The sequence below is a fragment of the Marinobacterium maritimum genome (genome assembly GCF_039523155.1).
In the GTDB taxonomy this organism is placed as follows: Bacteria; Pseudomonadota; Gammaproteobacteria; order Pseudomonadales; family Balneatricaceae; genus Marinobacterium; species Marinobacterium maritimum.
In genome coordinates, this window is the sequence record NZ_BAAAET010000003.1 from 457802 (window position 1) to 470910 (window position 13109).

Consider the following 13109-nt stretch of genomic DNA (forward strand, 5'->3'; position numbering starts at 1 on the left):
TTCAAGCCTCTGGCGGACAGCATGCCAGAAAACGCGCCACCACAGCGGTATCCGGCCGCTGCCGGTGGCGCAGCAGGTACAGCTGGCGGCGGATGCTGCGCTCCGGCGCCAGCACCTGCAGCTCACCACTCTGCAGCGACTGCTGCACCACATGCCGCGACAGGCAACTGACCCCCAGCCCGGCCCTCAGCGCATTGTGGATCGCCTCGGAGCTACCCAGCTCCAGCACCGGCTGAACCCCTTCCAGCGCCGGCCGCCCTCTTTCAAGTTTCCCGAACAGCTCCTGCTCTACCACGCTGCGCGTGCCTGAACCCGGTTCCCGCATGATCCAGGGCAGAGTTTCCAGGGGCTGGCCGGCGAAACCGGGTACCGCCACAATCACCATCTCGTCCTGACGCCAGGGGGTCATGACCAGATCCGGATGTAATGCCCGCCCCTCGATCAGGCCCAGGTCCAGCTCGAACCTGAGCATCCGCTCAGCGATATCATCGGTATTGGCGATCTCCACCCGCTCACAGGGCAAATCGGCACCAGCAGCCCCCAACAGACGCGGCAACAGGTAGTTGCCAATGGTGGTACTGGCGCCGACTTTCAACTGGCCGCCGCCACCGCGAAACAGGGCCTCGGCATCCCGCGCCTGCACCAGCAGAGTACGGGCACGCGGCTGCAGTGCCCGACCACTGGCATTGAGCACCAGGCGTTTGCCGACCCGGTCGAACAGCTTTTCCCCGAGCCGAGACTCCAGCTCGCTCAGGGCATTACTGGCTGCGGACTGGGACAGCGCCACCGCTTCCGCCGCACGGGTGGTGGAGCCGGTCTCGATCACGGCAAGAAAGACTTCCAACTGACGCAGGGAAAGCATGGCAACCTCATTCACCCAATACATCTATCGATAAAACAGGTAAATAATACCAAATCAATCCGTTTTAAACTTATAACCAATCGCATTAAAGTGCACCCCTGTTTTCAAGGAGGTGCCCCATGCAACTGCAGTCACGTCTCAACCCGGCTTTCAACACTCATCGGCTGCTGCCCGGCCTGCTGCTGACACTGGGGTTGAGTCTGAGTGCGCTGCTGCTGGTTCAACTGCCCTTGCCCGGTATCAGCACCATCGGACCACTGACACTGGCGATGCTGCTGGGCATTGTCGCCGGGCACCTGGGCAGCGACAGGGTTGAAACACTCAGCACGGAAGGTCTGCAGTTCAGCCGCCACTACCTGTTGCGTGCCGGCATCATTCTCTATGGACTGCGAATCAGCTTCGACGATCTGCAAAGCGCCGGTTTCAATGCGCTGCTGATCGATCTGGTGATTGTAGTCGGCATCCTGGCCACGGCGGCCTGGGTCGGTATTCGCTGGCTTAAACTGGATGCCCGCACCGCGGTTCTGATCGGCGCCGGCAGTGCCATCTGCGGCGCAGCCGCGGTACTGGCCAGCGCCCCCACCATCCGTGTTCGCCAGCAGGCGGTGCCGGTGGCAATTGCCACCGTGGTACTGTTCGGCAGCGCCGCCATGCTGCTCTACCCCTGGCTGTTCGCCCAGGAGTGGGTACAGGCCCTGTTTAATCACAACGGGTTCCACAACGGCGAGATCGCCTTTGGCCGCCTGGTGGGCGCCACCACCCATGAAGTCGCACAGGTCACGGCGGTAGCCGCCACCCTGCCCGCCGATGCTGCTCATACCGCGGTGGTAACCAAACTGATGCGGGTGATGCTGCTGGTACCGGTCCTGCTGGTACTGAGCCAGCTGTTCGGTCGGGATGACGCAGCCAGTGATGAACCGAGCAAGCTGCCCATCCCCTGGTTTGCACTGGTGTTCATGCTGCTGCCACTGGTCAACAGCCTGGAGCTGCTGCCACCGCAGGTGCTGGACCTGTTGCATCAACTGGACCAGCTGTGCCTGGCCATGGCAATGGCCGCTCTGGGCTTCGCTACCCGCATCAGCGCCATCCGCGCCGCCGGCTGGAAACCGATGGCGCTGGGAGCCCTGCTGTTCATCCTGCTGCTGCTGGGCGGCACCGCAATGACCCTGCTGCTGAGCTGAGTTTCCGTCATAGCCTGAATACGAAAAAGCCCCTTTCTTGTGGGAAGGGGCTTTTCATACTTCAGGAGCGACGCTCTCCTGATTATTCGGCTGTCAGCTGAAAGCGCGAGTCGATTCGATACGGGCAATCGCCTGCTGCAGTTCGGGCTCAACCTCAGCCTGGTTGCCGGCGCAGAATTCCAGATCAGTAAGACGACCATTCTTCAGGCTGTACACCCAGCCATGGATACTCAGATCCTGACCTCGGGCCCAGGCATCCTGCACGATCGTGGTGTTACACACGTTGTAGGCCTGCTCGACGGCATTCAGCTCACACATCATGTCTACCTGCTTGGGCGTATCCTTCCAGGGACCGACCAGGGCACGGTGCTTGTTGTACACCACACGGATATTGCGCAGCCAGTTGTCGATCAGGCCGTGCGAGCGCTGCTCCAGCGCGGCACGTACACCACCACAGCCGTAGTGGCCCACCACCATCACATGCTTTACCTTGAGCACCTCAACCGCATACTGCAGCACCGACAGGCAGTTCATATCGGTATGCACAACGATGTTGGACACGTTACGGTGCACAAACAGCTCACCCGGCAACAGGTCGACGATCTCGTTGGCCGGTACGCGACTGTCGGAGCAGCCGATCCACAGATACTCGGGGGCCTGCTGCCCCGCCAGCGTCGGGAAGAATTCCGGATCCTGTTCCCGAATACGGTCGGACCAGCTGCGGTTGCTGGTAAAGAGATTCGACAGTTTTTTCATGGTTTTTCAATCCGTAGATACAACACAGGCAGCGATGGATCACACCGCTGCCTGGCTCACTCGAAGGACGAGCAGATTAACGGTGATACTGGGCGCTTAGCTCATGTACCGCATCGACAAACACCTTGGCACTTTCCGGGTCGACAAACTGGTGGATGCCGTGACCCAGGTTGAACACATGGCCGTTGCCACTGCCGAAGCGCTGCAGGATATCGGCCACCTCGGCAAGGATACGGTCAGCCGGAGCGTAGAGTACGCTCGGGTCCATATTGCCCTGCAGAGCGACACGATTGCCAACGCGGCGGCGGGCATCATCGATATTGGTGGTCCAGTCCAGGCCCAGCGCATCGGCACCGGCTTCCGCCATCATTTCCAGCCACTGACCACCATTCTTGGTGAACAGGATCACCGGCACGCGACGGCCTTCATGCTCGCGGATCAAGCCGGAAACGATCTGCTGCATGTATTTCAGCGAAAACTCCTGGTACATGGGACCACTGAGTACGCCCCCCCAGGTATCGAAAATCTGTACCGCCTGAGCACCGCAACGGATCTGTTCGTTCAGGTATCCGGTGACCGACTGTGCCAGCTTGTCCAGCAGCGCATGCATCACCTCGGGGGTGGCATACATCATCTGCTTGATGTGACGGAAGTCCTTGCTGGAACCGCCTTCGACCATATAGGTCGCCAGCGTCCAGGGGCTGCCGGAAAAGCCGATCAGCGGTACGCGACCGGACAGGGCGCCGCGGATCTCGCTGACGGCGGCCATGACGTAGTCCAGGTCGCTGGCGGCATCAGGGATCGGCAGTTCGGCCACATCCTGCTCGGTACGAATGACCTTCTTGAAGCGCGGGCCTTCGCCCTGCTCAAAGTAGAGCCCCAGCCCCATGGCATCAGGGATGGTCAGGATATCGGAGAACAGGATGGCCGCATCCAGATCGTAGCGTTCCAGCGGCTGCAGGGTTACCTCGCAGGCCAGTTCACGGTTCTTGCACAGACTCAGAAAGTCACCGGCCTGAGCCCGGGTCGCCCGGTACTCCGGCAGATAACGCCCCGCCTGACGCATCATCCAGACCGGGGTCACATCGACCGGCTCACGCAGCAGCGCACGCAGAAAGCGATCGTTTTTCAGTTCAGCCATCTCGCCATCTATCCTGTAAGTAAGAGTTTATTTGGCGCCATTGTACCCGTAAAAGCGGTCAAATGCGCTCCGCCTGATCACATCGCCTCAGTTGCACTGTATAATTAGTAGGCTAAGGTTAACCCGAATCATGATAATGCGGTGACCACGTCCCATGACCCGAAGCACCAAAGTTCTCAGCCTGCCCCCTGCTGCCGATCAGCATGATCACCAGCACCACCAGCTGGTGTTCGGCCTTGAGGGTGATACCGCCTTTGAGCTGGTGGGTCACAGCCGCGAAGTGCGCATCGGCCACGGCTGTCTGGTCCCCTGCGCGACTGACCATATCTTCAGCGGCCTCGGCGATAACCGCATCCTGGTGCTCGACCTGCCCACGGAGAGTGATGACCGCCTGCAACAGGAACGGATCGACCGCCTGTTCCAGCAAGCCAGCTACTTCCACTGCCCGCCCGAACTGCAACTGCTGTTGCGTTCATTAAGCCGCGAAATTGAGTACAACCCTCAGGATGCCCTGCTACAGGAAGCCTGCAGCAATACCTTGATCTGTGCCTTGCAACGCCAGCTCGACCAGAGTCTGCCGCTGCGCATCCAGGGCAAGTTGAATCTGGATCTGCTCAATGACTATATTGACACCCATATGGACCGACGCCTGCCGGTGGAAGAACTGGCCGGACTGTTCTGTCTCAGCAGCAGCCAGTTCTTTGCCCGCTTCCGTGACCAGACCGGCCTGACGCCAAGCCAGTATGTCAGTGAACGTCGCCTGCAGGCCGTACGCCAGGCGCTGCTGCATGCCCCCGACTCCATCGCCCAACTGGCCGGTCGCTACGGCTTTTGTAACCAGAGCGCGCTGACCCGAGCCTTCCGCCTGCGTTTCGACATGTCACCGGCCCAATTCCGTCGCCAGCGGAGTGATCAGCCACCGGAGGATCACGCAAAACAACCATAGAAACAGACAAGACCGCTCCGCAACGACTGTTATTAAATGCCAATTCAGTGGGCACTTCAGCTCTCTGAACCGGCAAACACCAAGGGTTTCACCCTGCCCAAACCGGCAGCGTGGTGCCTGCGGACGAGTTGAGGAAAAGTCTATGTTCAAAGCGATCGATGCTCTGCATCCGGGACTGATCGAGCAGCCGCTGTCGGCGCTCTGGGAGCAGATCTCCCCGCTTTACGCCATTGACGAGAGCCGCTGGCTCAAGGAACTGATGGCGCTGGCCGAACCGACCGGCGATCAGATCCGCCAGGCCGAATCCCGCGCCACCAGCCTGATCGAACAGGTCCGGGCCGATGATGGCGCCATCCACATGATCGACGCCCTGCTGCTGGAATACAGTCTGGATACCCGTGAAGGCATCCTGCTGATGTGTCTGGCCGAGGCGCTGATGCGTATCCCCGATGCCGATACCGCCGATGCCCTGATCCGCGACAAGCTCAGCGTAGCCGACTGGAAGAGCCACCTGAAGAATTCCGACTCCGTGCTGGTCAACGCCTCCACCTGGGGCCTGTTGCTGACCGGCAAGGTGGTCACCATGGACGAGCGCGAGGACGGTACCCCGTCCGGCGTCATCAACCGTCTGGTCAACCGTCTCGGCGAGCCGCTGATCCGCAAGGTGATGCAGCAGGCGATGAAGATCATGGGCCACCAGTTCGTGCTGGGCCGTGACATCAACGAAGCGATGAAGCGCGGCAGCGACGAACGCCAGAAGGGCTACACCTACTCCTTCGACATGCTCGGTGAAGCGGCACTGACCCGCACCGACGCCGCCAAGTACCTGAACGATTACAGCCGCGCCATCGACTTTGTCGGCAACTACCAGGACAAGAAGGCCAAGGGGCCCAAACCGAGCGTCTCCATCAAGCTGTCCGCCCTGCACCCGCGTTACGAGCCGGGCCAGGAAGCACAGGTGATGGAGCAGCTGTTCGAGACCGTGCTCAAGCTGATACGTCAGGCCCGTGCGCTGGACGTGGCGATCACGGTCGACGCCGAGGAAGCCGACCGTCTGGAGCTGTCGCTGCAGCTGTTCCAGAAACTTTACCAGCACCCGGACTGCAAGGGCTGGGGCGGTTTCGGTCTGGTGGTCCAGACCTACTCCAAGCGCGCCCTGCCGGTACTGATCTGGCTGGCTGCACTGTCCCGACAGCAGGGCGACCTGATCCCGGTGCGCCTGGTAAAAGGTGCCTACTGGGACTCCGAGATCAAACTGTGCCAGCAGAAAGGTCTGGACGGCTACCCGGTGTTCACCCGCAAGGAAGCCACCGACGTGTCCTACCTGGCCTGCGCCCGCTTCCTGCTCAGCAACCATGTCAAAGGGTTGATCTGGCCGCAGTTCGCCAGCCACAACGCTCACACGGTCGCCACCATCATGACCGAAGCGCGGCATGACCAGTTCGAATTCCAGCGCCTGCACGGCATGGGCGATGCCCTCTACGACCGCGTGCTGGAACAGGCCGGTGTTGCCGTACGCATCTACGCCCCGGTCGGCAATCACAAGGACCTGCTGCCCTACCTGGTGCGCCGCCTGCTGGAAAACGGTGCCAACAGCTCCTTCGTGCACCGCCTGGTCGATGCCCGCTGCCCGGTCAGCGATCTGACCGAGCACCCCTGGCTGACCCTGAGCAAGCGCAATCCGCTGCACAACCCCCACATCCCGCTGCCGCGGGATATTTACGGCCAGCAGCGCCGCAACTCGCGAGGACCTAACATCGAAATCGCCTGCGAGTGGGAACCCTTCCGTGACAAGATCAACCAGTGGCTGGATCACCAGTGGCAGGGCGGCCCGATCATCAACGGCCAGCGTGTCGAGACCGGTCACCTGTTCGAGGTCAAGGCGCCCTATGACCGCCGCCACCACACCGGCCAGGTCCACTTTGCCGATGCCGACCTTGTTGCTCAGGCGATCCAGACAGCCAGTGAAGGTTTCACCGACTGGCATGCTACTCCGGTAGGTATCCGCACCCAGGCCCTGATGCGCCTGGGCGACCTGCTGGAAGAGAACCTGGAAGAACTGGTTGCCCTCTGCCATCAGGAAGCCGGCAAGACCATCCAGGACAGCATCGACGAAGTGCGTGAAGCCGTGGACTTCTGCCGCTATTACGCCATTCAGGCCAATGAACTGTTCAGCGCCCCGCTGAAGCGCACGCTCGCCGATGGCCAGAACCACACACTGATCCGCGATGGCCGTGGCGTCTTCGTCTGCATCAGCCCGTGGAACTTCCCGCTGGCGATCTTCCTTGGCCAGATCACCGCCGCACTGGCCACGGGCAACACCGTGGTCGCCAAACCGGCCGAGCAGACCAGTCTGATCGCCTGCCGTGCCATTGAACTGATGCTGGCCGCCGGCGTCCCCGGCAGTGCCATCCAGCTGCTGCCCGGCACCGGTGCCGAGGTTGGTGCGCCGCTGACCGGCGATCCGCGCATCGCCGGGGTTGCCTTCACCGGCTCCACCGAGACCGCGCGTCTGATCAACCGTACGCTGGCGGCCCGTGACTGTGCACCGGTACCCCTGATCGCCGAAACCGGCGGCCAGAACGCGATGATCATCGATTCCACCTCGCTGCCGGAACAGGTGGTACAAGATGCCGTGCAGTCCGCCTTCGCGTCCGCCGGCCAGCGCTGCTCCGCCCTGCGTGTACTCTGCGTGCAGAAGGATATCGCCGACCGCGTCATCGACCTTCTCAAGGGGGCCATGGCAGAACTGAAAACCGGCAACCCCTGCCTGCACAGCACTGATGTAGGCCCGGTGATCGATGCCGATGCGCAGAAGGGTCTGCTCAGCTACGTCGAGCAGATGAAATCCCATGCCAAACTGCTGGCACAGACAGCCCTGCATGAAGATGCCGAACAGGGCACTTTCGTGCCGCCGAGCGCCTTCGAGATCGATTCCATCGAGCGCCTGGGCCGTGAGCAGTTCGGTCCGATCATGCACCTGGTACGCTACGACGCCCGCGAGCTGGACAAGCTGATCGATCAGATCAACCGCTGTGGCTACGGCCTGACTCTGGGCATTCATACCCGTAACGAAGGCACGGCCGCTCATATCGAGTCCCGTGCACGCGTCGGCAACACCTACATCAACCGTAACCAGGTAGGCGCCACCGTGGGCGTACAGCCGTTCGGTGGCCAGGGCCTGTCCGGCACCGGTCCCAAGGCAGGCGGCCCGCACTACCTGCTGCGCTTCACCCGGCTGCAGCCGATCGCGGCCCGACCGAGCGCGGCCCGGCAAGTATCCAAAACTGACAAGGTGGAGGGATAATCATGCATCACTCTGATTCTCACGATATCCGGGCCACCACTGTCTGGGAGGCCTGGAACCGTCGCGGCTTTGCCGACCGTTGCCGCCTGCTGGCCGAGGCACTGGAGCACCTGCCGGCACACGCCGAAGCGGCCTTGACCGAGCGCCTGGCACGCCAGCTGCTGAACGATGCCGAAGGCCTGGGCGCAACCCTGGAGATGCCGGGACCCACCGGCGAATCCAACGAGCTCTACCTGACCGGCCGTGGTGTCGCTCTGGTGCTGGGCAACCCCGAAAGCAGCGAAACACTGGTTGCTTGCCAACTGCTGGCCACCCTGGCCTGCGGTAACGCTGCCGTGCTGCGCTGGCCCGGTCAGGAACGCTGGCTGGGTCAGCTGGTTGAAGCGCTGCAACAGGCCGGCGTGCCCCGTGCATTGCTGGCTGTGGACAGTGACACCCCGGAGCCGGAACTGATCAAGCACCCCGATCTGCGTCTGGTCGTCACCAGCTGCACTCCGGAGCAGGAGATCAGCCTGAACCGGGCACTGGCGATGCAGGAAGGAGTCCTGCTGCAGCTGGTGGCGGAAACGGATCTGCAGCATTGCCCACTGCTGACCAGTCCCGACTTCCTGCTGCGTCTGGTCACCGAAAAGACCCGTACCATCAACACCACCGCGGTGGGCGGTAACGCGACCCTGCTGGAGCTGGGTAGCCGTACCGTCTAACCTGAAATGAGAGCGGGCCCAACCGCACACTCATCGCCGACCTGCCTCAGCTTCTCTGGGCTCACGCATGAGGCAGGCGCACAATAACCAGGCCCCACGAGGGCTGCAGAGAGGCTTTTTGCATGATTGAAAACAACTACGCGGTCTACGGCACCTTTGTCGTTTACCTGATCATGATGCTGGCAATCGGTGTCATCGCCTACCAGCGAACCGCCAACTCATCCGACTACTTCCTGGGCGGCCGCTCCCTCGGCCCCTGGCCCGCTGCTCTGTCAGCAGGTGCTTCCGATATGAGTGGCTGGCTGCTGCTCGGTCTTCCCGGTTACGCCTTCGGCTCTGGCCTGGAAGCCCTCTGGCTGGCGGGAGGCTTGCTGCTGGGCACCTGGGCCAACTGGATGTTCACCGCCAAGCGCCTGCGCACCTACAGCATTGAGGCGGGTGACGCCCTGACCCTGCCGGAGTACTTTGCCAACCGTTTCCGCGATAGCTCCCGCATGCTGCAGGTTATTTCAGCCTTTTTCATTCTGCTGTTCTTCCTGTTCTACACCAGCTCCGGCCTGGTCGCCGGTGGCAAACTGTTCGAAACCGTCTTTGGTCTTGAGTACACCACCGCGCTGATCGTCGGCACCGTCTGTATCGTGTCCTACACCCTGTTTGGCGGCTTCCTTGCGGTTTCCTGGACCGACCTGGTGCAGGGCCTGCTGATGGCGGCTGCACTGCTGATCGTACCGGTTGCCGCCATCCAGGCTGACGGCGGTTTCTCCGCCATGTGGACCGCCGTAGAAGCGAAAAACCCGGAACTGTTGACCATCTTTAACGATGTCAACGGTGATCCGCTGAGCCTGATCGCAATCATCTCGCTGGCGGCCTGGGGCCTTGGCTACTTTGGTCAGCCACACATTCTGGCTCGTTTCGCCGCCTGCCGCAGCAATGAGGAGATCCCTACCGCCCGTCGTATTGCCGTAGGCTGGAGCGGTCTGTCCATGGCGGGCGCCCTGCTGGTTGGCCTGGCCGGCATGCTGTTCGTGGAAACCCAGATGGGCGGTGAACTGGGCGACGGCGAAACCATCTTCATGCTGCTGGTGAACGCCATCTTCCACCCGGTGATCGCCGGTATCCTGCTGGCTGCCATTCTGGCCGCTATCATGAGTACAGCTGACTCTCAGCTGCTGGTTTCTTCCTCCGCTCTGGCCGAGGACTTCTACAAGCAACTGTTCCGCAAAGAGGCCTCGCAGAAGGAGATCGTCATGGTTGGCCGCCTGGCCGTAATCGGTCTGTCGCTGGTCGCGATGTTCCTGGCGCTCAACCCGGACAGCACCGTACTGGGCCTGGTGTCCTACGCCTGGGCCGGTTTCGGTGCCGCCTTCGGCCCGGCCCTGCTGATCAGTCTGTACTGGAAGAAGATGACCCGCAACGGCGCCCTGGCCGGCATCGTCATCGGTGCCGTCACCGTGGTGGTCTGGAAGCAGCTGTCCGGCGGTCTGTTCGACATGTACGAGATCGTACCGGGCATCATCTTCGCCACCATCGCCATCATCGTAGTGTCGCTGATGGGCGAAGAACCCAACGCCGAGATTCAGGCTCAGCACGAACGCATGCTGAAGAATCTCTGATCCCACCCTGGAAGCAACGGCAGCACGCACCCTCGGTGCTGCCGTTGCCATCCACCTCTTTATCATCGTCCCTTTATCATCTATACATTTAGATGAACTCTCAGGGATGTCGTCCGCATGAAAGCCAACCGCCTCTCCACCTTGGCCCTCGCCTGCCTCTGCAGTCAGCCGCTCCTTGCCGCCAACGGTTCCGACCTGCCTGACTGGGCCGCCCACGGCCTCGACCAGACCCATGACACCATCGGTAGCTGGGTCGACTACACGGCCCGCAGTCTCGACGGTCTGTTCGGCACCGAAGAAAGCCTGATGGTGGATAACGAATCCTACCTGCGCATCACCCAGGAGACCCTATGGGAGGAATCGGAGGGTTTCAGCGATGATTTCAGCGTACGCTTCAAGCTTGACCTGCCCACCAGCAAGGAACGGTTGCGACTGCTGATCGAAAGTGACCCCGAGGAATCCCTCGGCACCCTGGCAGAACAGGGCAGCGACAGCCAGCTCAATGAACGCCTGTCCGGCAACGATGCCATCATCGGCCTGGACAAGCTTGATCCCGATGACAAGCGCCTGCACTGGAGCTACCGCTTTGGCGGCGGTATCAAGATCAGAACACCAATTGATCCTTACGTGCGTGCTACCGGTGAGCGCATCTGGAGCTGGGATGACAGTCCCTGGGAACTGCACAGCTACAATCGTCTGTCATGGTTCGACAGCGACGGCTACTCGGCTCGCAGCCACTGGGACCTGACCCGGCCACTGGACTCGGATCGTCAACTGCGCTCCTTCACCCAGTTCCAGTGGCAGGAAACGGAAGATACGCTGGAGTTCTCCCAGCGCTTTGAAGTTTCCCGCCGCATCAACAACCGCAGCAATTGGCGCAACGGTTTGATCATGGTGGGTGACAGCTTCCACGACCCGCGCATCAATGACTACTACCTGCAAAGCTGGTACCGGCGCGATATCCACCGGGGACGGCTATTTCTGGACCTGATCCCCGAGCTGCACTTCAACCGTGATTCGGATTTCGATCCGCGCTGGGCGGTCACCCTCCGGCTTGAGCTGTATCTGCGCAAGGCGATCGACAGGGCAACAGACTGAGTGCAGGCACAAAAAAACCGGATGCCATGACAGCATCCGGTTTTTTATACGCAGTTGCGGAAGGGATCAGACTTCGAGGAAGTCCAGGATACCCTCGGCCGCCTTGCGGCCTTCGTCGATGGCAGTAACCACCAGGTCGGAACCGCGCACCATATCACCCCCGGCAAACACCTTGGCGTTGCTGGTCTGGAAGGCAAAGCGGCCCGCTTCCTGCGGCTGCGCCTGAGTCTTGATACGACCATCGTCGTGCAGCTCGATACCGAAGTCGGCGAACCAGGGCGCCGGGCTCGGACGGAAACCAAAGGCAACCAGTACCGCATCAGCAGGCAGGACTTCTTCGGAACCCGGTACCACTTCAGCACGGCGACGACCGTTTTCGTCCGGCTCGCCCATCTGAGTTGCAACCACCTTGACGCCAGCGACCTTGCCGTTTTCGCCCACAACCTCAACCGGCTGGCGGTTGAACAGGAACTGGACGCCCTCTTCGCGCGCGTTTTCCACCTCGCGCTTGGAGCCCGGCATGTTCTCTTCGTCACGACGGTAGGCACAGGTCACCGATTCTGCACCCTGACGGATGGAGGTACGGTTACAGTCCATGGCGGTGTCGCCACCACCGAGCACGACCACTTTCTGGCCCTTGACGCTGATGTACTCGGACGCGTCTTTTTCGAAGCCCAGGCAGTGGTTGACGTTGGAGATCAGGAACGGCAGTGCATCGTACACACCATCCAGATCTTCACCCGGGAAACCGCCCTTCATGTAGGTGTAGGTCCCCATGCCCAGGAAGACGGCGTCATACTCGTCCATCAGCTGCTGCATGCTGATGTCCTTGCCAACTTCGGTGTTCAGACGGAACTCGATGCCCATCTCGGTGAACACTTCGCGGCGACGGCTCATCACGCTCTTTTCGAGCTTGAATTCCGGGATACCGAAGGTCAGCAGACCACCGATCTCCGGGTTACGGTCGAATACCACCGGCTTGATGCCGTTGCGTACCAGGATATCGGCACAACCCAGACCCGCCGGGCCTGAACCGATGATCGCGACTTTCTTGTCGGTCCACTGCACCTTGGACATGTCCGGCTTCCAGCCCATGGCGAAAGCGGTGTCAGTGATGTATTTCTCGACGGAGCCGATGGTCACGGCACCAAAGCCGTCGTTCAGCGTACAGGCACCTTCACACAGACGGTCCTGCGGGCAGACACGGCCACAGACTTCCGGCAGGGTGTTGGTCTGATGGCTCAGCTCCACCGCTTCCATGATGTTGCCTTCGGTGACCAGCTTCAGCCAGTTGGGGATGAAGTTGTGTACCGGGCACTTCCATTCGCAGTAAGGGTTGCCACACTCCAGGCAACGGTGTGCCTGAGAGGATGCGTCCTTGGATTTGAACGGCTCGTAGATCTCAGCAAACTGCTGTTTGCGCACGCCCGCCGGGATCTTTTCCGGTCCCTGACGGCCAACATCGATAAACTGGAAATCGTTTTTCAGACGGTCAGTCATA

10 protein-coding genes are annotated in these 13109 nt (G+C 61.1%); 6 read left to right on the forward strand and 4 right to left on the reverse strand.

Translation table 11 applies throughout. The features are described from left to right. Position 1: 1 nt before the first annotated feature. Complete coding sequence (locus ABD013_RS13175) at positions 2 to 862, reverse strand: LysR family transcriptional regulator (protein WP_343806613.1); 861 nt, start codon at positions 860 to 862, stop codon at positions 2 to 4. A gap of 119 nt (positions 863 to 981) precedes the next feature. On the opposite strand from ABD013_RS13175, the gene ABD013_RS13180 reads away from it, so the two are divergent. Further along, positions 982 to 2043: a YeiH family protein gene (locus tag ABD013_RS13180; protein WP_343806615.1), complete on the forward strand. Its 1062-nt coding sequence runs from the start codon at positions 982 to 984 to the stop codon at positions 2041 to 2043. A gap of 93 nt (positions 2044 to 2136) precedes the next feature. Here the strand turns inward: ABD013_RS13180 and can are convergent, their stop codons facing one another. Together can and hemE are read right to left on the reverse strand one after the other, a co-directional pair. Further along, positions 2137 to 2799: a carbonate dehydratase gene (can, locus tag ABD013_RS13185; protein WP_343806617.1), complete on the reverse strand. Its 663-nt coding sequence runs from the start codon at positions 2797 to 2799 to the stop codon at positions 2137 to 2139. Positions 2800 to 2875: 76 nt separating this feature from the next. Then, the gene (hemE, locus tag ABD013_RS13190) at positions 2876 to 3940 is read right to left on the reverse strand and encodes a uroporphyrinogen decarboxylase (RefSeq protein ID WP_343806619.1); all 1065 of its coding nucleotides are present in this window, start codon (positions 3938 to 3940) and stop codon (positions 2876 to 2878) included. A gap of 154 nt (positions 3941 to 4094) precedes the next feature. Here hemE and ABD013_RS13195 point away from each other — a divergent pair, with 154 nt between their 5' ends. The 5 genes from ABD013_RS13195 (at position 4095) to ABD013_RS13215 (ending at position 11608) form a co-directional block, all read left to right on the forward strand. Beyond that, the gene (locus ABD013_RS13195) at positions 4095 to 4886 is read left to right on the forward strand and encodes a helix-turn-helix domain-containing protein (protein WP_343806621.1); all 792 of its coding nucleotides are present in this window, start codon (positions 4095 to 4097) and stop codon (positions 4884 to 4886) included. A gap of 142 nt (positions 4887 to 5028) precedes the next feature. Further along, positions 5029 to 8193, forward strand: coding sequence for a bifunctional proline dehydrogenase/L-glutamate gamma-semialdehyde dehydrogenase PutA (putA, locus tag ABD013_RS13200; RefSeq protein WP_343806623.1), 3165 nt, complete (start codon positions 5029 to 5031; stop codon positions 8191 to 8193). Between the two features lie 2 nt (positions 8194 to 8195). Beyond that, positions 8196 to 8897: a hypothetical protein gene (locus ABD013_RS13205; protein ID WP_343806625.1), complete on the forward strand. Its 702-nt coding sequence runs from the start codon at positions 8196 to 8198 to the stop codon at positions 8895 to 8897. 122 nt (positions 8898 to 9019) lie between these two features. Next, a complete protein-coding gene (gene putP, locus ABD013_RS13210; protein ID WP_343806627.1) occupies positions 9020 to 10510 on the forward strand; it encodes a sodium/proline symporter PutP in 1491 nt (496 codons plus the stop codon). Between the two features lie 117 nt (positions 10511 to 10627). Beyond that, complete coding sequence (locus tag ABD013_RS13215) at positions 10628 to 11608, forward strand: hypothetical protein (protein WP_343806629.1); 981 nt, start codon at positions 10628 to 10630, stop codon at positions 11606 to 11608. A 66-nt stretch (positions 11609 to 11674) separates the two neighbouring features. Here the strand turns inward: ABD013_RS13215 and ABD013_RS13220 are convergent, their stop codons facing one another. Beyond that, positions 11675 to 13108 (reverse strand): FAD-dependent oxidoreductase, encoded by a 1434-nt coding sequence (locus ABD013_RS13220; RefSeq protein ID WP_343806631.1) that lies wholly within the window; start codon positions 13106 to 13108, stop codon positions 11675 to 11677. Between the last annotated feature and the right edge of the window lies 1 nt (position 13109).

Coding starts and splice junctions, on each gene's coding strand:
- ABD013_RS13175 (WP_343806613.1), bottom strand. CDS start 862: ATGCTTTCCCTGCGTCAGTTGGAAGTCTTTCTTGCCGTGATCGAGACC.
- ABD013_RS13180 (WP_343806615.1), top strand. CDS start 982: ATGCAACTGCAGTCACGTCTCAACCCGGCTTTCAACACTCATCGGCTG.
- can (WP_343806617.1), bottom strand. CDS start 2,799: ATGAAAAAACTGTCGAATCTCTTTACCAGCAACCGCAGCTGGTCCGAC.
- hemE (WP_343806619.1), bottom strand. CDS start 3,940: ATGGCTGAACTGAAAAACGATCGCTTTCTGCGTGCGCTGCTGCGTGAG.
- ABD013_RS13195 (WP_343806621.1), top strand. CDS start 4,095: ATGACCCGAAGCACCAAAGTTCTCAGCCTGCCCCCTGCTGCCGATCAG.
- putA (WP_343806623.1), top strand. CDS start 5,029: ATGTTCAAAGCGATCGATGCTCTGCATCCGGGACTGATCGAGCAGCCG.
- ABD013_RS13205 (WP_343806625.1), top strand. CDS start 8,196: ATGCATCACTCTGATTCTCACGATATCCGGGCCACCACTGTCTGGGAG.
- putP (WP_343806627.1), top strand. CDS start 9,020: ATGATTGAAAACAACTACGCGGTCTACGGCACCTTTGTCGTTTACCTG.
- ABD013_RS13215 (WP_343806629.1), top strand. CDS start 10,628: ATGAAAGCCAACCGCCTCTCCACCTTGGCCCTCGCCTGCCTCTGCAGT.
- ABD013_RS13220 (WP_343806631.1), bottom strand. CDS start 13,108: ATGACTGACCGTCTGAAAAACGATTTCCAGTTTATCGATGTTGGCCGT.